Here is a 21,671-nt window from a genome sequence, read left to right as displayed (position 1 = left end):
TTGGTCCTCCCTTGGGAGCGAGCAGCCTAACCCGCCCCGGCCTCGACGCGAAGCGCCACCGGCCTGGTCAGGGCCGCGATCACCCCGGGCACATCCGAGGTCGGACAGGGCCGGCCGAAGAGGTAGCCCTGCACCTGCGCCACCCCGAGCTCCCGCAGCTGCGCGAGCTGTGCCTCGGTTTCCACCCCCTCGGCGGTGGTCGCCAGCCCCAGCGTCTCCGCCATGCTGGCGATGGCCCGTAGGATCGGCGCCGCCGTCCCGGACTGGCCGAGATCGCGGACGAAGCTGCGGTCGATCTTCAGCGTGTCGAGCGGCAAGCTGCGCAGATAGCCGAGCGAGGAGTAGCCGGTGCCGAAATCGTCGAGCGCCACCCGCACGCCCATCTCGCGCAGCCGCCGCAGCAGGTCGATCGTACGCTGGCTTTCGCCCAGAACCACCGCCTCGGTGATCTCGAGCTCCAGGCGCGACGGTGCCAGCCCCGAACCCGCCAGCGCCGCGGCGACAATGCCGATGAGATCTCGGCCATCGAGCTGCGCCGGCGAGAGGTTGACGGCGACTTGGTAGGGCGCCGGCCAATGCGCCGCCTCGGCGCAGGCCCGGCGCAGCACCCAGGCGTCGATCCCGGCGATGAGGCCCCATTCCTCGGCCAGAGGGATGAACTCCCCGGGCGGCACCATGCCCCGCTGCGGATGCCGCCAGCGCAGCAGCGCCTCGAAGCCGAGCAGCCCGCCATCGATGCGCAGCACCGGCTGGAAATACAGCTCCAGCTCCCCCCGTGGCAGCGCCTGCCGCAGATCGGCGGCGAGGCTGCGCCGGGCTTTCAGCCGCTCCGCCATGCCCGGGTCGAAGAAGCGCCAGGTGGCCCGCCCCGCCTCCTTCGCCGCATAGAGCGCCATGTCGGCATGGCGGAGCAGCAGGTCCGCATTCTGCCCATCCCGCGGCGCCAGGGCGATGCCGATGCTGGCCCCGACGGCGACGCGGTTGCCGTCAATGGCGTAGTCCTCGCCGACCGCCTCGATGAGCCGCCTCGCCAGGGCCGTGATCGCCTCCGCCGGGGCACCGGGCAGGAGTGCGGCGAATTCGTCGCCGCCCAGCCGCACCACCAGGTCGCCTGGGCGCAGGCATGTTCGGATCCGCGCGCCCACCTCGCGCAGGAGCCGGTCGCCGACGGCATGGCCGAGGCTGTCGTTCACCTCCTTGAACCGGTCGAGATCGAGATAGAAGATGGCGAAGCCGGCCTCCGGCAGCCCGCCCACAGCCCGCGCCATGGCGTCCTGGAACATGGCCCGGTTGGGCAGGCCGGTCAGCGCGTCATGCCGCGCGAGGTGCTCGCTGCGCCGCGCCAGCTCCGCCCGCTCGCGCTGCGCCTGCAAGGTCCGGCGGATATCCGCATGGTGCCGGCGGACGATGGAGCAGAGGGCAATGAAATAGATCGCCTCCATCGTCACCTTGGTCCAGTACCAGCCACCCAGCGACATATCGACGGCCATTTGCGGCAGCAGCAGGGAGGTGATCTGGGCGATGGCGAAGCGCGGCGTCGTCGCGTTGCGCGAGGCGATGCCGCCGACCGTGCCCATCGAGAGCGTGGCGGAGAGGATGCGCGTCGCTTCGTCGTCGACGAGGAGATAGGAAAGGCTGCAGAAAGCCCCCGTCGCCAAAGCCCAGGCGATGCCCACGGCGAAGTAGCGCCGCGCCGCCCGCAGCGTTTCGGCCGGGCTCGGCGACGGTTGCCGCCGGTAGCCGACCACCACGGCGACGCGCAGCAGCAGCAGCAGCAGGTCGAGCACCAGGCAGGCGTAGGGCCAGGTGCTCTCCGTCCGCGTGGTGACGAAGAGGCATAGCGACAGCGGCGCGACATGGCCGACGCAGAGCGAGGCCAGCCGGTCGAAGAGCGGCGCGGCCAGCGCGGCCGCCTCATCCTCCTGCCAGGACGCGGCATTCCCCCCGCTTTCCGCCCCGTGCAGGGGTGGGGTTAAGATGGCGCCGGCCGGGCTGGTGTTCGGTCTGAGGAACATCATGACGTTTCTCAACTATAGGACGAACTCGTCACCGGCGAGTTACCCGGTTACGAAAGCGCGCCCCGTTCGCACCGGCGCACGGAGTGCAGTTCAGGTCGGCGTTTCAATGAGCAGGTTCCGTCGACCAGATGACCTTATCCGGTCGTCTGATCTGATTCACCAAGGGAGGATAGAAACACATGCTGCTTCACGATTCGATCGGGCCGAATCCGCGCGTTGTCCGCATCTTCATGGCCGAGCGCGGCATCGAGCTGCCGAAGACCACCGTCGACCTGCGCGGCGGCGAGAACCGCCAGCCGCCTTACCTGGCGAAGAATCCGGCCGGGCAGATGCCCTGCCTCGAACTCGACGACGGCACGGTGCTCGCCGAAATCACCGCCATCTGCGAATACCTCGACGAGGTCACCCCCGGCGCCTCGCTGATCGGCACGACGCCGCTGGAGCGGGCCGAGACGCGGATGTGGACGCGCCGCATCGACCTCAACATCGTCGAGCCGATGCTCAACGGCTTCCGCTTCGCCGAGGGGCTGAAGCTGTTCGAGAACCGGATCCGCTGCATCCCCCAGGCCGCCGACGACCTGAAGGCGACCGCGCGGGAGCGGCTGGCCTGGCTCGACGGGCTGATCGCCGGGCGGCGCTATGTGTGCGGCGACCGGTTCAGCCTCGCCGACATCATGCTCTTCGCCTTCCTCGACTTCGGCGCCGGGGTCGGCCAGCCGATCGACCCGAAGCTCGGGGCCATCACCGCGCATCACGCGATGATGGCCGCGCGGCCTTCGGCGAAGGCTTAAGCCTTCGCCAGCACGTCCTCGGCCAGTCGCGCCCAGTAGCTGGCGCCGATCGGCAGGACGGCGTCGTTGAAGTCGTATTTCGGGTGGTGGACCTGCGGATCGGCAGGCCCCCGCCCGGCGCCGAGCATGATGTAGCTGCCGTCCTTGGCGTTCAGCATGAAGGAGAAGTCCTCGCCGCCCATGGTGGGCTTCGGCATCTCCTGCACCTTCGCCTCGCCGGCGATGGCGCGCGCCGCCTCGACGGTCAGCGCCGTGCTGACGGGCTCGTTGATCGTCGCGGGGTAGCCGCGGTCGAAGACGGCCTTCGCCGTGGCGCCGAAGGCTGTCGCGATGCCGGTCGCGATCTCGAGGAAGCGCCGCTCCAGCAGGTCCCCCACCTCGGGCTTGAACCAGCGGGCGGTGCCGAAGAGGGTCACCTGCTCGGGGATGACGTTCCAGGTGTCGCCGCCCTGGATGCGGCCGATGGTGATGACGCCCGATTCCGCCGGCTCGACATTGCGGGCGACGATGGACTGCAGCGCGGTGACGATCTGCGCCGCGACCACCACCGGGTCGTTGCCCTGGTGCGGCATGGCGCCATGCGCGCCCTTGCCGGTGACGACGATCTCGATCTGCGCGGTCGCCGCCATGATCGGCCCCTCGCGCCACCAGAAGCTGCCCTCCGGCGCGCCCGGCCAGTTGTGCATGCCGAAGACGCGCTCCATGGGGAAGCGCTCGAACAGCCCCTCCTGCACCATGACGTTGCCGCCGCCCCCGGCCTCCTCGGCGGGCTGGAAGATGACGTAGACGGTGCCGGGGAAATTGCGCGTCTCGGCGAGGTACTTGGCGGCGCCGAGCAGCATGGTGGTGTGGCCGTCATGGCCGCAGGCGTGCATCTTGCCAGGGGAGGTGGAGGCGTGCGGCAGGCCGGTCTGCTCCTGGATCGGCAGCGCGTCCATGTCGGCGCGGAGGCCGATGGCGCGGCCCGGCCCGCCCTGGCCGTGGATGACGCCGACGACGCCGGTCTTGGCGATGCCGGTGATGACCTCGTCGCAGCCGAATTCACGCAGTTTCTCTGCGACGATGCCGCTGGTGCGCACCTCCTCGAAGGCGATCTCGGGATGGGCGTGGAAGTCCCGCCGCCAGGCCGTCATCTCGGCATGGAAGTCGGCGATGCGGTTGAGGATCGGCATGTCTCTGCGCCCCGGTCGAATATTATCGCGCAGCTATACTGACGGCGGGGCCCGGGGGGAAGCTTTCCCCCCGGCGGGGGCGCGGGGGCAGAGCCCCCGCTCTACACCCCTTCGGGCCGGAGAAAGGCCAGATCCACCCCCTCCGTCGCCTGCAACACTTGCTCGTGGACGAGCTTGTCCCACCCCCGCTTCGGCCGCTCCGGCGGCGTCCACTTCGCGCGCCGCTGCGCAAGCTCGCTCTCCTCGACCAGCAGATCGAGCCGCCGTTCCGCGACCGAGAGCCGCACCCGGTCCCCCGTCTCGACCAGCGCCAGCGGCCCGCCCGCTGCCGCCTCGGGCGTGATGTGCAGCACGATGGTGCCGAAGGCCGTCCCCGACATGCGGCAGTCGCTCATCCGTACCATGTCCTTGACGCCGGCCCGCGCCAGCTTCTTCGGGATCGGCAGGTAGCCGGCCTCCGGCATCCCGGCCGGGGTCAGCGGCCCGGCATTCTTCAGGATGAGGATGTCCTGCGGCGTCACGTCGAGGGCGTCGTCGTCGATCCGGTCGGCGAGGTCGGCGAGGCCGTCGAAGACGATGCAGCGCGCCTCGGTCTCGAAGAGGGCCGGGGTGGCGGCGCTCCGCTTGAGGATCGCCCCTTCCGGCGCCAGGCTGCCGAAGAGCGAGACGAGGCCGCCGACCGGGCTCACCGGCTCGCCGCGGGCGCGGATGATGGCGCGATCCACATAGGGCGTGCCGGCATCGATCGCCTCGCCGAGCGTCTGGCCGGTGATGTCGATGCAGTCGAGGTGGAGCAGATCCTTGAGTTCGCGCAGCAGGGCGACCATGCCGCCGGCGGCATGGAAGTCCTCCATATAGCCCTCGCCGGTCGGCTTCAGGTCGACCAGCACCGGCGTCTCCTCGGAGAGGGCATCGAGCCGCTTGAGGTCGATCTTCACGCCCGCCCGGCCGGCGATCGCCGTCAGGTGGATCAGCGCGTTGGTCGAGCCGCCGAGCGCCAGCAGGACGCGGAGCGCATTCTCGACGCTCTTCTCGGTGATGAGCTGCGAGGGCTTCACCGGATGGGTGATGAGGCGGACGGCGAGTTCCCCGGCCTCCTCGGCGAAGCGCAGGCGGTCGGCATGCACGGCGGGCGCCGAGGCGGCCATCAGCGGCATGAAGCCGAGCGCGGCGGCGATGCAGGCCATGGTGGAGGCGGTGCCCATCACGCCGCAGGTGCCGGCGCTCGTCGCCAGCTTGCCCTCGATCTGGCCGATGCGCTCGGCGGAGACATCGCCCGCCCGGTAGCGCGCCCAGTAGCGGCGGCAGTCGGTGCAGGCGGCGAGGCGCTCACCCTCGAAGCGCTGCGCCAGCATCGGGCCGGTGACGAGCATCACGCAGGGGATGTCGGCGCTGGCAGCGGCCATGAGCTGGGCGGGCACGGTCTTGTCGCAGCCGCCGATCAGCACCGCCGCATCCATCGGCTGGGCGGAGAGCATCGCCTCTGTGTCGAGCGCCATGAGGTTGCGGTAGTGCATGGAGGTCGGCGTCAGCGAGGGCTCGCAGAGGCTGACCGTCGGGAAGGCGAGGGGGAGGGAGCCCGCCGCCAGCACGCCGCGCTTCACCGCCTCGATCATCTCGGGGACGTTGCGGTGGCAGTTGTTGTAGTCCGAGGCGGTATCGGCGATGCCGACCACCGGCTTCTCCAGCATGGTGCGGGAATAGCCCATGGAGGCGGCGAAGCTGCGGCGCAGGTAGAAGGCGAATTCCCGGTCGCCGTAATTGGCGGCGTTGCGGGACAGGCCATGGGGCGCTTTGGTCACGGGACTACTCCGGGCTGAGGCCCGCACGCTGCATCAGTGTGCGGTTCTGTGGCAATTCGCGCTCGATCCGCGCAACGGCCGCGGCGCCGCCCATGGGGGAGGGCCCGATTCCCTGCGTCGCCATGAAGGCCTGGATGCGCGGCTCGGCCAGGCCCTCGGTCAGCGCCCGCTCGATCCGCTCTGTGATGGTGCGCGGCGTGCCCGCCGGGGCCTGCACGCCGTACCAGCCGGTATAGACGAAATCGGGGATGCCGAGCTCGGCGAAGGTCGGCACGTCGGGGATCGCCGCCGGGCGCGTGGCGACGGGCTGGGCGAGGCCCTTCAGCCGGCCTTCCTCCAGATGGCCCTTGCAGGCGGCATAGAGGGCGAACATGCAATCCGTCCGCCCGGCGATGGTGTCCGTCATCGCGGGCGGCGAGCCATTATAGGGGACGTGCAGCATCTCCGCCCCGACCCGGCCAAGCAGGTCGAGCATCGGCAGGTGCGCCGTCGTCCCGACGCCCCAGGTGGCGTAGGAGAGGGAGTCCGGCTTCGCCCTGGCAGCCGCGATCAGCGCCTCAAAGCTCGCCCAGCGCGGATGGGCGACGAGCACGGAGAGCGTCTCGCAGACCTGGGTGACATGGACGAAATCGGCCAGCGGGTCATAGCCCGGGTTGCGCAGCGCCAGCGGCGTCAGGGTGAAGGTGGCGATGGTGCCGAGCAGCAGGGTCATCCCGTCCGGCTTCGCCCGCGCCACGAGCCGGGCGGCGAGGCTGGTCGAGGCGCCGGGCTTGTGGTCCATGACGAAGGTGCCGCCCAGCCGCTCCGACAGGGTCTGCGTCACCAGCCGGCCGATCACGTCCGAGGCCCCGCCCGGCGCATAGGGGATGACGACCGCGACGGTCTGCGCGGCCGGCCATGGCGCCTGGGCCAGGGCCGGCGCCGCCATTGCCCCGCCCGCCGCGATCAACCCTCGCCGTCCGATCTTCGCCATGGCCGCCGCTCCCGTATCGTTGCGCCGAGCCTGCCCTCCGCCAGGGTGGCTGGCAACCTGCCGATTTGATGCGGTAATCGGATACCGCGCCCTAAAACCCGAGCTTTACCCTTGACCTCCGGCCGGTCGGACGGCATAACCCGCGCCTCTTTCAGACCGGACAAAGCCCATTCCCATGCAACTCCAGACCCAGACGCGCTCGCTGAAGCCGGCCGAGGTCAAGAAGGCTTGGGTGGTGGTCGATGCGCAGGACCTCGTCCTCGGCCGCCTCGCCACCATCGTCGCCAATCGCCTCCGCGGTAAGCACAAGCCGCAATTCACACCGCATGTCGATTGCGGCGACCATGTCGTCGTCGTCAACGCGGAGAAGGTGCGCGTCACCGGCCAGAAGGCCGAGCAGAAGATCTTCTACTGGCACACCGGCTTCCCGGGCGGCATCAAGGAGCGCACGGTCCGTGAGCGCCTCGAGGGCAAGTACCCCGAGCGCGTGATCGAGAAGGCCGTGGAGCGGATGATCACCCGCGGGCCGCTCGGCCGCCGCCAGATGGAAAACCTCCACGTCTATGCCGGCCCTGAGCATCCGCATGCCGGCCAGCAGCCGGTGGCGCTCGACATTGCCGCCATGAACCGCAAGAACAAGGTGCTCTGAGCATGAGCGAGCAGACGACCGGCACGCTCGCCGATCTGAAGAGCCTGGTGCAGTCCGGTGCCATCACCGGCGAGGCCCCGGCCCCCCGCGAGCCGAAGCGCGACGCCTTCGGCCGCGCCTACGCCACCGGCCGCCGCAAGGACGCCGTGGCCCGCGTCTGGGTGAAGCCCGGCAAGGGCGAGATGACCGTCAACGGTAAGCCCGTGGTGACCTATTTCGCCCGGCCGGTGCTGCGGATGCTGCTCTCTCAGCCCTTCCTGGTGGCTGACCGCTACCAGCAGTTCGACGTGATCGCGACCGTGGTCGGCGGCGGCCTCTCCGGCCAGGCCGGCGCAGTGCGCCACGGCATCAGCCGCGCGCTGACGAATTTCGAGCCGGAGCTGCGGCCGATCCTGAAGAAGGCCGGCTTCCTGACCCGCGACCCGCGCGTCGTCGAGCGGAAGAAGTACGGCAAGGCGAAGGCACGACGTTCCTTCCAGTTCAGCAAGCGCTGACCGGGCGGGCGCCGGTCGGCGCCAGCCACATGGCTGTCATACGAGGAGGGGCGGGCCCGCGCGGGTCCGCCCCTCTTGCTTTTTGGGCCGCATTGGGCGGCACTGTCCCCGAGGCTGAGAGGGCCAGGACGATGGCGAAGACCCCGACGGTGTTCATCGATGGCGAGGCCGGCACCACCGGCCTGCAAATCCGCGAGCGGCTGGCGATCCTGCCCGGCATCGAGGTCCGCTCCATCGACCCCGCCCGCCGCAAGGACCCGGAGGCCCGCCGCGCCCTGATGGCCGAGGTCGACCTCGTCGTGCTCTGCCTGCCCGACGACGCCGCGAAGGAGAGCACGGCGCTCGCCGCCTCGCTCGGCGCCGACGCCCCGCGGCTGCTCGACGCCAGCACCGCCCACCGGGTCAACCCCGACTGGGCCTATGGCCTGCCGGAGCTGACGCCGGACCAACCTGCGCTGATCGCCGCCGCGCCGCGCGTCGCCAACCCCGGTTGCTACCCGACGGGCGCCATCCTGCTGCTCCGCCCGCTGGTCGATGCCGGGCTGCTGCCGCCCGATTACCCTGTCTGCATCAACGCCGTGTCCGGCTATTCCGGCGGCGGCAATGCCATGATCGCCGATTACGAGGCTCGCCGCGCGCCCGATTTCGAGCTCTACGGCCTCGGCCTCACCCACAAGCATGTCGCCGAGCTGCAGCACTACAGCGCCCTGACGCGCCGCCCGATCTTCATCCCCTCCGTCGCCGATTACCGCCAGGGGATGATCGACAGCATCCCGCTCCACCTCGACACCCTGCCGGGCCGGCCGAAGCCGGCCGATATCGAGGCGCTGCTCGCCGCGCGCTATGCCGGCAGCGAGTATGTGCGTGTCGTACCGGCGACGCCGAAGCTGGAGCCGCAGGCGCTCAACAATACCAATCTGCTGGAGTTGCGCGTCCACGGCAACGAGGCCCTGGGCCAAGCCGTGCTCACCGCGCGCTTCGACAATCTCGGCAAGGGCGCATCCGGCGCGGCGGTGCAGAATATCGGCCTGATGCTCGGCATCGCGGTCGAGACGCGGCTGCCGGCGGCGGCCGAATAGGGAGGACAGGAATGGGACCGCTCTACCCCTTCGAGGGCAAGCTGCCGCAGGTCGATCCGGAGGCCTGGGTCGCACCCACCGCCGCCGTCATCGGCGACGTCACCATCGGGCCGCGCTCGAACATCTGGTATCACTGCGTCCTGCGTGGCGACACCAACTACATCCGCATCGGCGCCGGCTCCAATATCCAGGACGGCACCATCATCCACGTCAATGCGGGCAAGCAGGCGACCAATATCGGCGATGACGTGACGGTCGGCCATGCCGCCATCATCCATGCCTGCACGCTGATGAACCGTGCCTTCGTCGGCATGGGGGCGACGGTGCTGGACGATGCGGTGATCGAGGAGGGCGGCGTGCTCGCCGCCGGCTCCGTCCTGCCGCCTGGCAAGCGCATCGCCTCGCTCGAGCTCTGGATGGGCAACCCGGCGAAGCCGGTACGCCTGCTCACCCTCGAGCAGCGGGCCGGCTTCGACCGGACGGCGCCCCACTATGTGGAACTCTCCGCCCGGCACCGCGCCTCGCTCGGCTAGGCCGTCGCCGGGCCGCGGATGCGGCGGCCCGGCAGGCGCCCCAGCACCCAGGTGATCGCCGGCCAGAGCAGCAGGGCGAAGCCCATCGCCATGATGCCGCTCACCAGCCAGTTGGAGAAGAACACGCCGAGGCTCCCCTGGCTGATCAGCAGCGACTGGCGGAAGGCCTCCTCCGCCCGGTCGCCCAGCACCAGGGCGAGGACCAGCGGCGCCAGCGGGTAGTCGAGCTTCTTCAGCACGTAGCCGATGATGCCGAAGAGCAGCATCAGCGTGATGTCGAACTCGGCATTGCTGACGGTGAAGGCCCCGATCGCGCAGACAACGAGGATGATCGCCGCGATGATCGAGAAGGGCACGCGAAGGATCGCAGCGAACCACGGCACCGCCACCAGCACCACGATCAGCCCGACGACATTGCCGAGATACATCGAGGCGATCAGGCCCCAGACGAAGTCCTTCTGCTCGACGAAAAGCATCGGCCCCGGCTGCAGCCCCCACATGATCAGCCCGCCGAGCAGCACGGCGGCCGTCGGCGAGCCCGGCACGCCGAGCGTCAGCATCGGCAGCAAGGCCGAGGTGCCGGCCGCATGCGCCGCCGTCTCCGGGGCGATGACGCCCTCGATCCGCCCCTTGCCGAAGCTCGCGCCGTTCTTCGACATCCGCCGCGCCACGCCATAGGACATGAAGCTCGCGGGAGTCGCGCCGGCCGGGGTGATGCCCATCCAGCAGCCGATCAGCGAGGAGCGCAGCGCCAGCCACCAGTGCCTCGGCAGGGTGGCCCAGACCTTCAGCACGACCTTGGCGTCGATCTTCGCCCGCTCGCCCTTGAAGCGCAGCCCGTCTTCGATGGAGCAGAGGATCTCGCTGATGCCGAAGAGGCCGATGACGGCGACGAGGAAGTCGAAGCCGCGGATCATCTCCGTGCTGCCGAAGGTCATGCGCAGCTGGCCGGTGACGGTGTCCATGCCGACGGCCGCGAGCAGGAAGCCGAGCATCATGGCGCAGACGGTCTTCAGCGCCGGCCCCTTGCTCATGCCGATGAAGCTGGCGAAGGAGAGGAACATCACCGCGAAGAACTCAGGCGGCCCGAAGCGTAGCGCGAAGCCCGCGATCACCGGCGCGATGAAGGTGATCATGACGATGGCGACGAAGGCGCCGACGAAGCTGCTGGTGAAGGCGGCCGTCAGCGCCTCGGCGGCCTTGCCCTGCTGCGCCATTGGATAGCCGTCGAAGGTGGTGGCGACCGACCATGGCTCGCCGGGGATGTTGAACAGGATCGAGGTGATGGCCCCGCCGAACAGCGCGCCCCAATAGATGCAGGAGAGCATGATGATCGCCGAGACCGGCGGCATGGCGAAGGTCAGCGGCAGCAGGATGGCTATGCCGTTCGCACCGCCGAGCCCCGGCAGCACGCCAATCAGCACGCCGAGCGCGATGCCCACCAGCATCAGCAGCAGGTTCTGCGGCTCCATTACCACGGCGAAGCCCTGCATCAGCAGGCCGAGTTCTTCCATCTCTCAATACCCCAGCGAGGTTTCAAGCGGCCCCTTGGGGAGCTGCACCAGGAACCAGATCTCGAAGACGAGGAAGCAGGTGACGGCGACGGCGAGGCCCGCCGCCGCCGACCGCGCCCAGCCGAAGCCGCCCAGCCGGTGCATGAACCAGGCGACCAGCGCGGCGGAGGCGAGGTAGATGCCGGTGAAGGGAATCGCCGCGACATAGAGCGCCGTCGGCACCAGCACGGAGGCGACGAGCCGCAGCTGCTCCCAGCTGGCGAAGAGCCCGCTCCCTGACCGCGCGCGCACCGCCTGCGCCAGCGTCCCCGCGCTCGCCGCGACGAGGATGAGGCCGATCCAGAAGGGGAAGGTGCCGGATTTCGGCCCGTCATCCCCCCAGCCCGTGCCGAGCCGGAGGCTGTCGCCGATCGCCGCCATCCCGGCCAGCGCGAAGGCCAGTGCGGTGCCGGCCTCCACCATGCTCATGCGCAAGCCGCGTTCGGCGCTCACGCCAGGAACCCCGCTTCCTGCATCAGCGTCCGGTGCCGCGCCTCCTCCTTGGTCAGCCAGGCACGGAAGGCATCGCCCGTCATGCTCGTCGTGTTGAAGGCGCCCTGCTGCATCAGCTCGCGCCAGTCCGGCGTCTCGCGCACCTTCTCGAGAAGATTTTCGTAGAAGGCGACCTGCGCCGGCTGCACGCCGGCCGGCATGAAGATGCCGCGGAGCATCAGGTACTCGACATCGAGCCCGGCTTCCTTCGCGGTCGGGATGTCGGACCAGGCCATGGTCTCCGTCATCTTCTCCGTCCCCGAGAGCCGCTGGCTGTCGAAGACGCAGAGCGGACGGAGCGCGCCGGAGCGCCAATGCGTCACAGCCTCGATCGGGTTGTTGACGGTGGCCTCGACATGCTTGCCGACAAGCTGCACCGCGACCTCGCCGCCGCCGCGATAGGGCACGTAGGTGAGCTGCGCGCCCGTCGCCTTGCCGATGGCGACGGCGATGATCTGGTCCTCCTGCTTCGACCCTGTCCCGCCGAGCTTCAGGCGCTCCCGCTTCGCCGCCTCGACGAACTCCGCGGCCGTCTTCCAGGGCGACTCGGCATTGACCCAGAGCACGAACTCGTCGAGCGCCAGCATGGCGACCGGCGTCAGGTCCTGCCAGGAGAAGGGCACGCCCGTCGCCATCGGCGTGGTGAAGAGGTTGGAGAGGGTGATGACGATCATGTGCGGGTTGCCCCGCGCGCCCTTCGCTTCGAGAAAGCCCTCCGCCCCAGCGCCGCCGGCCTTGTTCACCACGACCATCGGCTGGCGCATCAGCTTGTGCTTGGAGACGATGCCCTGGATGACCCGCGCCATCTGGTCGGCGCCGCCGCCGGTGCCGGCCGGGACGATGAACTGTACCGGCCGCGTCGGCTCCCAGCCCTTTTGGGCAATGGCGGGAGAGGCGAGGGCGGCCGCACCGGCCCCGATCAGCAGCGAACGGCGGGAGCATCCAGCAGGTGGCATTCTCGTTTCTCCGGCAATGCGTTGCGGTCCTGGAACCGCGTCTGGACCCCCGGGTTGCGGCGGAAATTGAGGTAAATCAACGAAAAGCGTGTAAAGCGCCGCCACGGCCCCACTTGCTCGCCGCCCGCCGCTGATGCAGAGAAAGGCCGAAGACGCCGGAGGAAGCACCCCCATGCCCGCCATCAGCACCCTCGCCGAACTGCTCGCGGCCGGGGCCGCCGACCGGCCCGCCATCCGCGCCCCGGAGCGCCCGCCGCTGAGCTATGCCGGCCTCCGCGCCCTCTCGGAGCGGACGCTCGCCAGCCTCAACGCCATGGGCATCGGCCGCGGCGACCGCGTGGCGATCGTGCTGCCGAACGGGCCCGAGATGGCCGCCGCCTTCGTCACCATCGCCGGCGCCGCCACGACCGCGCCGTTGAACCCCGCCTACAAGGACGAGGAATTCGAGTTCTACCTGACCGACCTCAAGGCCAAGGCGCTGGTCGTGCAGCAGGGGATGGAGACGCCTGCCCGTGCGGTGGCCGCCCGCCTCTCCGTCCCGGTGCTGGAACTCGTCCCCGGCGAGGCGGCGGGCGAGTTCACACTGGCCGGCGGCAGCGCCGCGACCGCCGCCCAGCCCGGCCCCGCCGCGGCCGATGACGTGGCGCTGGTGCTGCACACCTCCGGCACCACCGCGCGGCCGAAGATCGTGCCGCTGACGCATACCAACGTCACCGCCTCAGCCGGCAGCATCGCGGCGACGCTGGAGCTGACGCCGGCGGATGCCTGCCTCAACGTCATGCCGCTCTTCCACATCCACGGGCTGATCGCTGCGACGCTCTCCTCGCTTGCCGCCGGTGCTTCGGTGATCTGCACACCGGGCTTCAACGCGCTGCGCTTCTTCGGCTGGCTCGATGCCGAGCGCCCGACCTGGTATACGGCGGTGCCGACCATGCACCAGGCGATCCTGCAGCGCGCCGAGCGCAACAGGGAGATCATCGCCCGCGCGCCGCTGCGCTTCCTCCGCTCCTCCTCCGCCTCGCTCCCGGCGCAGGCGATGCGGGACCTCGCCACCGCCTTCAACGCGCCGGTCATCGAGGCCTATGGCATGACCGAAGCCAGCCACCAGATGTGCAGCAACCCGCTGCCGCCGCGGCCGCAGAAGCCCGGCCTCGTCGGCCTGCCGGCGGGGCCCGAGGTCGCCATCATGGCCGATGACGGCACCATCCTGCCGCAGGGCGAGATCGGCGAGGTCGTCATCCGCGGCCCCAACGTCACCAAGGGCTACGAGGCCAACCCGGAAGCCAACGCCAAGGCCTTCACCAATGGCTGGTTCCGCACCGGCGACCAGGGGATGCTCGACGAGGACGGCTACCTGATGCTCACGGGGCGGCTGAAGGAGCTCATCAAGCGCGGCGGCGAACAGGTCTCGCCGCTCGAGGTGGACGGCATCCTCTCCGAGCATCCGGCCGTCGCCCAGGCGCTCACCTTCTCCATCCCGCATCCGATGCTGGGCGAAGAGGTCGGCGCCGCCGTCGTATTGCGCGAGGGCATGGAGTGCAGCGAGCGCGAGCTGCGCGACTTCGCGGCCAAGCACCTCGCCGACTTCAAGGTGCCGCGCAAGGTCGTCTTCCTCCCCGAGATCCCGAAGGGCGCGACGGGCAAGCTGATGCGCATCGGCCTCGCCGAAAAGCTTGGGATCACGGCATGAAGATCTGCATCTACGGCGCGGGCGCCATCGGCGGGCTGATGGCGGCGAAGCTCGCCGCCAAGGGCGAGACCGAAGTGACGGTCATCGCCCGTGGGCCGCATCTCGCGGCCATGCAGGCGAACGGCCTCAAGCTGATCAGCGACGGGCAGGAGAGCGTCACCCGCCCGCGCTGCGTCGCGACCGCCGAGGAGGCGGGGCCGCAGGACTACGTGCTGATCACGCTGAAGGCGCATTCGCTGCCTGGCGTCGCGCAGTCGATGCAACCGCTGCTTGGGCCGCAGACCACCATCGTCTCCGCCGTCAACGGCATCCCCTGGTGGTACTTCTACAAGCTGCCCGGCCCCTATGAAGACCGCCGCGTCCAGAGCGTCGATCCCGACGGCGCGCTGTGGGAGGCGCTGCACCCCTCCCGCGTCCTCGGCTGCATCATCTACCCGGCGGCCGACGTGCCGGAGCCGGGCGTCGTCAACCACACCTATGGTGACCGCTTCTCGCTCGGCGAGCCGGATGGCAGCCGCTCCGAGCGGGCAGGGGCCTTGTCCGCTGCCCTGGTCGCGGCCGGCTTCAAGGCGCCGGTGCGGCCGAAGATCCGCGACGAGATCTGGGTGAAGCTCTGGGGCAACCTCGCCTTCAACCCGCTCTCCGCGCTGACCGGCGCGACGCTCGACGTCATCACCGGCGAGGGCGAGCTGCGCGCCGTCTGCCGCGCCATGATGCTGGAAGCGCAGGCCATCGCCGAGGCGCTCGGCACCCGCTTCGCCATCGATGTCGACAAGCGCATCGCCGGCGGCGCCGGGGTCGGCGCGCACAAGACCTCCATGCTGCAAGACCTGGAGCGCGGCCGGCCGATGGAGATCGACGCGCTGCTCGGCGTCATCGTCGAGTTGTCGGAACTGGTCGATCGCCCGGCGCCCACCTGCCGCACCGTACTCGCCCTGCTGCGGACGCGGGCGCGCCTCGCCGGCTGCTACTGAGCCGAAGCTTGGGGTGCGGCGCCGTCGTCGCGCCGCGATTGTGCCGCCGCCGCCGCCGGTCCATAGTCCGTCCCGGCGGCGACACGACCGCGAGGTAGGGCGCCGGCGATGGCGCCGGGCCTCGACCGCCCAGCTTGGGGGATACGCTTGATGATCCGCACCGCCCTGCCGCTCGCCGCCCTGCTTGCCCTCGGCGCCTGCACCCTGCCGCCGCCGCCGGAGACCGCCAGCCTGCCCGCCGATGCGGTGATCGGCGCCGGCGATCCGCTGCGCAGCGCCGTCGCCAATACCTCCGTCGCCTTCTCCAGCCCGGCGCTGCTCGCCGGCCGCCCTGCCCAGGCCGCCCGCGCCGTGGCGCAGATGGAATGGCTGGCGGTCGAGATGCCGACCAACCCGCGTCTCACCAGCGTCTCGCCCAGCATCATCGGGCAGATGACGGCCGCCCGCGCCGAATGGCGCGCCGCCCTCGGCATCGCCCCGGATGCGGAGGCCCAGCCCGTCATCGACAGCCTCTACGCCGCCGCTCGGGCGCTCAGCTCGCAGCAGGGCGACCCGGCCGCCGCCCTCAGCAGCCCGGTCTTCCCGCAGGGCGGGCAGGCGACGCTGACCCGCCTCGCGGCGCTGCCCAGCCTGCCGCTGACCAACTCCGCCGCCGTCACCGCGACGGATGCCATCCGCCAGCGCGACTCCAGCTCGAGCCTGCGCCTCTGATGCGCCGGGCCGGCCTGCTGCTGCTGCTCGCCGCCGCCGGTTGCGCGGAGATGCGGCAGCGCCCGCCGACGCCGCCAATGGACCTTGCCGCCAGCGCCTCGGACCCGGCGCGGGCCGCGATCGGCGGCGCGGCCCAGGCCTTCGCCGATCGCGGCCGTGGCCTCTCCGGCCAGCCGGTTGCCGCGGCGATGGCGGCCGCCCGGCTCGAATACGCGACCGACGCCTTGGCGACCGACCCGCGCTTCGCCCCCATCCCCGAGGCCATCCGCCGCCAGATGGAGCTGGCCCGCACCGAGCTGCGCGACGCCCTCGGCGTGCAGGAGTCGGCGCCGCCCCGGCCGGTGATCGACGGACTGCTCGCCGCCGCCCGCGCCCTTCGCGCCAATGACCGGGCGGCCGCCGCCCGCGCGCTGCCCGCGCCGCTCTTCCGCCCCGGCGGCGAGCGCTCGGTCGCCCGCCTCGGCGATCTGGGCCCACTGCCCCAGGCGTCCAACGCGACCGCACTGCTGGCCCAGCAGATCGCGCAGCTCGACGCCGAAAGCGGCTGGAACGGCACCCGCCAGGCGGAGACCAGCGGCGTCAACATCACCACCTTCGGCCTCGGCGGCAGCGGCGTGGGCTACTAGCCCCGCCTCGCGGCCCCGCCTATCCTCCGCGCCAATTCCGGGGGAGGAGCCCAGCCATGACCGCCACCATCGTCTCGCCGCGCCTGATGCGCATCGGCGGCGGCAGCGTCGCCCAGGCCGCCGAGGTGCTCGGCCTCTTCGGCCTCTCCCGCCCGCTCGTCGTCACCGACCCATGGATGGTCTCCTCCGGCACCATCGAGCGCGCGCTCCTCGCCCCGCTGCGCGCCGCCGGCCTCCGCCTGGAGGTGTTCAGCGAAACCGTCCCCGACCCGACCGACACCGTCATCGAGGCCGGCGCCGCCCTGCTGCGGGGTGGAGAATTCGACTGCCTGATCGGCTTCGGCGGCGGCAGCCCGATGGACACGGCGAAGGCCATGGCCATCCTCGCCGCCGCGCCCGCCGGGGCGAAGATGCGCGACTTCAAGGTGCCCGCCCAGGCGGATCGCGGCCTTGTCCCCATCATCTGCATCCCGACGACGGCCGGCACTGGCTCGGAGGCGACGCGCTTCACCGTCATCACCGACACCGAGACCGACGAGAAGATGCTGATCGCCGGCCTCGGCGCCCTGCCGCTCGCCGCCATCGTCGATTACGAGCTGACCTTCAGCGTCCCGCCCCGCACCACTGCCGATACCGGCATCGACAGCCTGACCCATGCGCTGGAGGCCTATGTCTCGAAGCGCGCCAACCCGCATGCCGACAGCCTGGCGCTCTCCGCCATGCAGCTCATCGGCCGGCATCTCCGCCCCGCCTACCACCAGCCGAAGAATGCCGCAGCGCGCGAGGCGATGATGCTCGGCGCCATGCAGGCCGGCCTCGCCTTCTCCAACTCCTCGGTCGCGCTGGTGCATGGCATGAGCCGGCCAATCGGCGCCCATTTCCATGTGCCGCACGGCCTCTCCAACGCGATGCTGCTGCCGGCGGTGACGGAATTCGGCCTGAACGACGCCCTGCCGCGCTATGCCGAGGCGGCGCGGGCCATGGGCGTCGCCACCCGTGAGGACAGCGACGAGGCCGCAGCCTCCAGGCTGCTGGAGGAGCTGCGCGCCCTCAATCAGGAGCTTGGCGTGCCGACGCCGAAGGATTACGGCATCGGCGGCAACCGGTGGGAAGGGTTGCTGCCGCTGATGGCGAAGCAGGCCCTCGCCTCCGGCAGCCCGGCCAACAACCCGCGGGTGCCGAGCGAGGCGGAGATCGTCGACCTCTATCGCCGGGTCTATGCCTGACCGCGGAAGGGGAGGGGCAGGCTAATGCCCCGTGCCTCGCCACCGACCATGCCACCGCGCCAGCGCATCGGCCGGGAGCGGCCGGCTGACCAAATAGCCCTGCGCATGGTGGACGCCGAGGCCGCGCACGACCTGCCATAGCCGCTGGTCGGACACCGCCTCGGCGATCACCTGCTGGCCGGAGGCATCGGCCATCCGCACCAGGCGCCGCACCTCGCGGCGCGCATGCCCATCCGCCGGCAGGCGCTCCACCAGCGAGCGGTCGAGCTTGAAGGCGCCGAAGGGCAGGCCGAACAGCCAGCTCCGGTCGTCATGCAGGATGATGTCGTCGAGCAGCACCCGGTGCCCCGCGCCGCGCAGCCGCAGCAGCGCCCGCCGCAGGGCGGAGCGGTCGCGCACCGGCGTCGTCTCGGTCAGCTCCAGCGCCACCTGGCCCGGCTGCAACCCGCCCGCCCGCAGCGCCCGGTGCAGCCAGGCCGGCAGGTCCGGCAGCAGCAACTGCCCGAGCGGCAGGTTGACCGAGACGGTCAGCCGCAGCCGCTGCCAGAGCGGGGCGACCTCCGCCGCGGCCCGCGCCGTCACCACCATGGACAGGGTCCGCACCAGGCCGCAGCTTTCGGCGAGCGGGACGAAGCGATCGGGTGAGATCAGCCGCGGCGGCCGGTGCCAGCGCGCCAGGGCCTCTACCATGACCGGGCGCCGGTCGGCCAGGCGCACGACCGGCTGGTAATGCACGGAAACCTCGCCGTTGTGGAGGCCGTCTGCCAGATCCGCCGCATCCTCCTGGAACCCCGGCAGCGGCACGAACTCGGGACGGGCGGCCAGCCGTGGCATCGCTGACCCGGCAGCCATCGTCATTGCCCGGATGTCTTTCCGACTGTAGCGATGCCACAATAATTGGAGCAAGCGGGCCGCGCCATGGGCATTTTCCATTTTTTTACGAATCGGCGAATGAGCCTGCATGTCTTTGTCCCTGCAGGGACCGCCCTGCGGTCGCCGGCCGCAGGGCTGTAACGGCCAACGCCGAGGAAAGCTGCGCCCGCGCTCCCGGGACGCCGCGTCGGCTCTGCCTCTCACCAAGATCGATGAAGACGCCTTAAACTCGTCCGGCCTGAACCCCATCCCGCCGCCGGGCTCCCCTCGAGGTCGTGTCCCGGAGGGGAAAGCCCTGAGCCCTCGGGTCAGACCCCCGCGGGCGCCTGCTTCGGTCCCACCGCGGGCGCATCCGTGCCGCGGCGCAGCCGGTCCTTGCCGGTGTAGAGCACGATCGGCGCGGCGATGAAGACCGAGGAGGACGCGCTCACCACGATGCCGAACAGCATCACCCAGGCGAAGCCCGCCAGCGTGTCGCCGCCGAAGAAGGCCAGCGGCAGCGCCGAGAGCAGCAGCGTCATCGAGGTGCCGAGCGAGCGGTTCAACGTCTCGTTGATCGACTGGTCGACCAGCTGCCGCAGCGGCATCTGCTTGTACTTCCGCAGGTTCTCCCGCATCCGGTCGAACACCACGACCTTGTCGTTCGCCGAGAAGCCGATGACGGTGAGGATCGCCGCCACGGTGGTCAGGTTGAACTCCACCCCGAACAGCACCATGAAGCCGACGGTCTTCGTCGTATCGAGGACCAGCGTGATGATGGCCGCGATGGCGAACTGCCATTCGAAGCGGAACCAGATGTAGATCAGCATCGCCAGCAGGCTGATCCCGAGCGCGATCATCCCGCCGAGGAACAGCTCGTCTGAGACGCGGTTGCCCACCGCCTCGACGCGGAGGATGCGCGCCCCGGGCGCCACCTGCTCCACCCCCTCGCGCACCTTGTTGACGGCCGCCTGCGTGCCGCCCTCATCCGCCTGCACGGGCAGGCGCAGCAGCACCGTCTCGGCATCGCCGAATTGCTGGAGCCCGACATCGCCGAGATCGAGGCCGGAGACCTTCGTGCGCAATGCCGCGAGGTCGGCCGGCCCCGGCGTCCGCACCTCCATGACGATGCCGCCCTTGAAGTCGATGCCCTTCTCCAGCCCCGGATAGAAGGCGCCGATGAGCGACGCGGTGGAGAGGATGGCCGAGACCATCAGCCCGACCCGCGCCCCCTTCATGAAGGGGATGTGCGTCACGTCGGGGATGATGCGGAAGAGCGGCCGCGCCAGCCGCTCCCGCAGGCCGCGCCCATCCTCCAGCACCGGCAGGGATTTCGGCCGGGTCCAGCGGTACCAGATGCTGACCATCAGCCGCACCAGCGTCGTCGCCGTCCACATCTGGACGATGGTGCCGATGGCGACGGTCACCGCGAAGCCCTTCACCGGCCCGCTGCCGAAGCCGTAGAGGCAGGCCATGGCGATGAGGTTCGTCAGGTTGCTGTCCATGATCGTGCCGGAGGCCTTGGTGAAGCCGGCCTCCAGCGCGCTCAAGGGCGGCCGCCCGTTCTTCACCTCCTCGCGGATGCGCTCGTTGATGAGGATGTTGGCGTCGAGCGCGGTGCCGAGCGTCAGCACGATGCCGGCGATGCCCGGCAGGGTCAGCGTCGCCTCCATCACCGAGAGCGCGGCGAGCAGGAAGACGATGTTCACCAGCAGCCCCAGGTTGGCGAACCAGCCGAACAGCCCGTAGGCGAAGCCCATGTAGAGGAAGACGAAGAGCGCGCCGGCCGCCAGCGCAAGCATGCCGGCGCGGATCGCATCCGCCCCGAGCTCGGGCCCGACCGTCCGCTCCTCCACCACCGTCAGCGGCGCCGGCAGCGCGCCCGCCCGCAGCAGCACGGCGAGCTCGTTGGCACTCGCCGCGCTGAAACTGCCGCTGATCTGCCCGCGGCCGCCGGTGATCGCCTCGCGGATGTTCGGCGCCGTGATCACCTTGTTGTCGAGCACGATGGCGAAGGGCCGCCCGACATTCGCCCGCGTCACATCCGCGAAGCGTCGCGTCCCGGTGGAGTCGAAGACGAAGTTGACCACCCACTCGCCGGTTCGGTTGTCCTGGCCCGCGCGGGCATCGGTGAGGTTGGCGCCGTCCACCTCGACGCGCCGGCGCACCGCGTAGCGCTGCGCCGGCTGCCCCGGCCGCGCCTCGCCGTCGAGGAACTGCACGCCCGGCGGCGGCGTCGGCGAGGCCGGGTTGGCCGTCTCGTCGAGCAGGTGGAAGGTCATCCGCGCCGTCTGGCCGAGCAGCTGCTTGATCCGGTTCGGATCCTCGACGCCTGGCAGCTGCACCAGGATGCGTGCCTGGCCCTGCCGCGCGATCAGCGCCTCGGAGACGCCCGTCTCGTCGATGCGGCGCCTGACGATCTCGATCGACTGCTCGACCGCCGCCGTCGCCTTGGCGCGCAGGCCCGCCTCGCTCAGCGTCGCGGTCACCAGCCCGTCCGGTGTCGCGGCCACGTCGATGTCGGGGACCGTGTTGCCGAGGCTGGTCGGGATCTGGTTCGCCTGCTCGCGCAGCACCGCCATCGCCGCCTGCGCTTGGCCCGTGTCGCGCACGCGCAGCGAGACGCGCCGCTGCGCCGGCTCGGCGGCAAGGTTGACATAGCCGATATTGGCCGCCCGCAGCCGGCCGCGCACCGCATCGGCCAGACTTTCCAGCCGCTCCTTCACCACCGCGTCCATATCGACCTCGAGCAGCAGGTAGGAGCCGCCGCGCAGGTCGAGGCCGAGCGAGAACTGCCGCGCCCAGGAGGGCAGCGAGGCCTTGGGGAAGAGGTTCGGGGTGCAGAGCAGCACTCCGAGCAGGCAGACCGCCAGGATGGACAGGGTCTTCCAGCGCGCGAAGAACATCATGATCGGGTGCTACTCATCGGAAATAAGGGAACTTTCGGCGCCGGGCGCCATCCCGGCCTGGCATTCGCGCCGGAATGTGACGATGCCCGGGCAGCGATGCAACCCTGACCTTCCATGGGTGTTCACCGCCGTAACATACGCACCCCGATCCGACACGGAAGGCGCCATGAC

19 protein-coding genes are annotated in these 21,671 nt (G+C 70.5%); 10 read left to right on the top strand and 9 right to left on the bottom strand.

Translation table 11 applies throughout. The features are described 5' to 3' along the window. Positions 1 to 26: 26 nt before the first annotated feature. On the bottom strand, positions 27 to 2,018 hold the full coding sequence (locus EP26_RS01415; protein ID WP_052388663.1) for a putative bifunctional diguanylate cyclase/phosphodiesterase: 1,992 nt from the start codon (positions 2,016 to 2,018) through the stop codon (positions 27 to 29). A 179-nt stretch (positions 2,019 to 2,197) separates the two neighbouring features. Between EP26_RS01415 and EP26_RS01410 the strand changes: the two genes are divergently transcribed. Continuing rightward, positions 2,198 to 2,809, top strand: coding sequence for a glutathione S-transferase family protein (locus EP26_RS01410; protein WP_043334905.1), 612 nt, complete (start codon positions 2,198 to 2,200; stop codon positions 2,807 to 2,809). On the opposite strand, the gene EP26_RS01405 is transcribed toward EP26_RS01410, so the two are convergent. From EP26_RS01405 to EP26_RS01395, 3 genes are all read right to left on the bottom strand, one after another. Continuing rightward, positions 2,806 to 3,981: a M20 aminoacylase family protein gene (locus tag EP26_RS01405; protein ID WP_043334903.1), complete on the bottom strand. Its 1,176-nt coding sequence runs from the start codon at positions 3,979 to 3,981 to the stop codon at positions 2,806 to 2,808. The genes EP26_RS01410 and EP26_RS01405 overlap by 4 nt on opposite strands. Before the next feature lie 101 nt (positions 3,982 to 4,082). Beyond that, complete coding sequence (locus tag EP26_RS01400) at positions 4,083 to 5,783, bottom strand: dihydroxy-acid dehydratase (RefSeq protein WP_043334901.1); 1,701 nt, start codon at positions 5,781 to 5,783, stop codon at positions 4,083 to 4,085. Positions 5,784 to 5,787: 4 nt separating this feature from the next. Continuing rightward, entirely contained in the window at positions 5,788 to 6,756 is a 969-nt protein-coding gene (locus tag EP26_RS01395; RefSeq protein ID WP_052388662.1) for a Bug family tripartite tricarboxylate transporter substrate binding protein, read from the bottom strand. 175 nt (positions 6,757 to 6,931) lie between these two features. Here EP26_RS01395 and rplM point away from each other — a divergent pair, with 175 nt between their 5' ends. The 4 genes from rplM to EP26_RS01375 all read left to right on the top strand — a co-directional run bounded on the left by rplM (position 6,932) and on the right by EP26_RS01375 (position 9,511). Continuing rightward, positions 6,932 to 7,405 carry a 50S ribosomal protein L13 gene (gene rplM, locus EP26_RS01390; protein WP_043334899.1) on the top strand — a complete coding sequence of 158 codons (474 nt, stop codon included), beginning with the start codon at positions 6,932 to 6,934 and terminating at the stop codon, positions 7,403 to 7,405. Positions 7,406 to 7,407: 2 nt separating this feature from the next. Further along, complete coding sequence (rpsI, locus tag EP26_RS01385; protein ID WP_043334896.1) at positions 7,408 to 7,899, top strand: 30S ribosomal protein S9; 492 nt, start codon at positions 7,408 to 7,410, stop codon at positions 7,897 to 7,899. 131 nt (positions 7,900 to 8,030) lie between these two features. Further along, the gene (argC, locus tag EP26_RS01380) at positions 8,031 to 8,978 is read left to right on the top strand and encodes an N-acetyl-gamma-glutamyl-phosphate reductase (RefSeq protein WP_043334894.1); all 948 of its coding nucleotides are present in this window, start codon (positions 8,031 to 8,033) and stop codon (positions 8,976 to 8,978) included. 11 nt (positions 8,979 to 8,989) lie between these two features. Beyond that, positions 8,990 to 9,511 (top strand): gamma carbonic anhydrase family protein, encoded by a 522-nt coding sequence (locus tag EP26_RS01375; RefSeq protein WP_043334892.1) that lies wholly within the window; start codon positions 8,990 to 8,992, stop codon positions 9,509 to 9,511. On the opposite strand, the gene EP26_RS01370 is transcribed toward EP26_RS01375, so the two are convergent. The 3 genes from EP26_RS01370 to EP26_RS01360 are packed head-to-tail and all read right to left on the bottom strand — an operon-like array spanning position 9,508 to position 12,512. Beyond that, a complete protein-coding gene (locus tag EP26_RS01370; RefSeq protein ID WP_043334890.1) occupies positions 9,508 to 11,025 on the bottom strand; it encodes a tripartite tricarboxylate transporter permease in 1,518 nt (505 codons plus the stop codon). The two genes, EP26_RS01375 and EP26_RS01370, sit on opposite strands and share 4 nt — an antisense overlap. 3 nt (positions 11,026 to 11,028) lie before the next feature. After that, the gene (locus EP26_RS01365; protein ID WP_211259345.1) at positions 11,029 to 11,517 is read right to left on the bottom strand and encodes a tripartite tricarboxylate transporter TctB family protein; all 489 of its coding nucleotides are present in this window, start codon (positions 11,515 to 11,517) and stop codon (positions 11,029 to 11,031) included. After that, positions 11,514 to 12,512: a Bug family tripartite tricarboxylate transporter substrate binding protein gene (locus EP26_RS01360; RefSeq protein ID WP_043334887.1), complete on the bottom strand. Its 999-nt coding sequence runs from the start codon at positions 12,510 to 12,512 to the stop codon at positions 11,514 to 11,516. Before EP26_RS01360 ends, EP26_RS01365 begins: the two co-directional genes overlap by 4 nt. Positions 12,513 to 12,684: 172 nt before the next feature. Between EP26_RS01360 and EP26_RS01355 the strand changes: the two genes are divergently transcribed. The 5 genes from EP26_RS01355 (at position 12,685) to EP26_RS01335 (ending at position 17,739) form a co-directional block, all read left to right on the top strand. Then, positions 12,685 to 14,202 (top strand): acyl--CoA ligase, encoded by a 1,518-nt coding sequence (locus tag EP26_RS01355; protein WP_043334885.1) that lies wholly within the window; start codon positions 12,685 to 12,687, stop codon positions 14,200 to 14,202. Then, on the top strand, positions 14,199 to 15,176 hold the full coding sequence (locus EP26_RS01350; protein WP_043334883.1) for a 2-dehydropantoate 2-reductase: 978 nt from the start codon (positions 14,199 to 14,201) through the stop codon (positions 15,174 to 15,176). The genes EP26_RS01355 and EP26_RS01350 overlap by 4 nt, the downstream gene beginning before the upstream one ends. Before the next feature lie 150 nt (positions 15,177 to 15,326). Next, positions 15,327 to 15,887, top strand: coding sequence for a hypothetical protein (locus tag EP26_RS01345; RefSeq protein WP_043334881.1), 561 nt, complete (start codon positions 15,327 to 15,329; stop codon positions 15,885 to 15,887). Continuing rightward, positions 15,887 to 16,513 carry a hypothetical protein gene (locus EP26_RS01340; protein ID WP_043334879.1) on the top strand — a complete coding sequence of 209 codons (627 nt, stop codon included), beginning with the start codon at positions 15,887 to 15,889 and terminating at the stop codon, positions 16,511 to 16,513. Before EP26_RS01345 ends, EP26_RS01340 begins: the two co-directional genes overlap by 1 nt. Before the next feature lie 56 nt (positions 16,514 to 16,569). Beyond that, the gene (locus EP26_RS01335) at positions 16,570 to 17,739 is read left to right on the top strand and encodes an iron-containing alcohol dehydrogenase (RefSeq protein WP_043334877.1); all 1,170 of its coding nucleotides are present in this window, start codon (positions 16,570 to 16,572) and stop codon (positions 17,737 to 17,739) included. A gap of 21 nt (positions 17,740 to 17,760) precedes the next feature. Here the strand turns inward: EP26_RS01335 and EP26_RS01330 are convergent, their stop codons facing one another. Further along, positions 17,761 to 18,591: an EAL domain-containing protein gene (locus tag EP26_RS01330; protein ID WP_169747349.1), complete on the bottom strand. Its 831-nt coding sequence runs from the start codon at positions 18,589 to 18,591 to the stop codon at positions 17,761 to 17,763. 329 nt (positions 18,592 to 18,920) lie between these two features. Then, a complete protein-coding gene (secD, locus tag EP26_RS01325; RefSeq protein WP_456303862.1) occupies positions 18,921 to 21,497 on the bottom strand; it encodes a protein translocase subunit SecD in 2,577 nt (858 codons plus the stop codon). Between the last annotated feature and the right edge of the window lie 174 nt (positions 21,498 to 21,671).

Source organism: Belnapia moabensis DSM 16746, from assembly GCF_000745835.1.
Taxonomy (GTDB): domain Bacteria; phylum Pseudomonadota; class Alphaproteobacteria; order Acetobacterales; family Acetobacteraceae; genus Belnapia; species Belnapia moabensis.
Note: the sequence above shows the minus strand (reverse complement) of the source record. Positions and strands in the feature narration are given on the sequence as shown.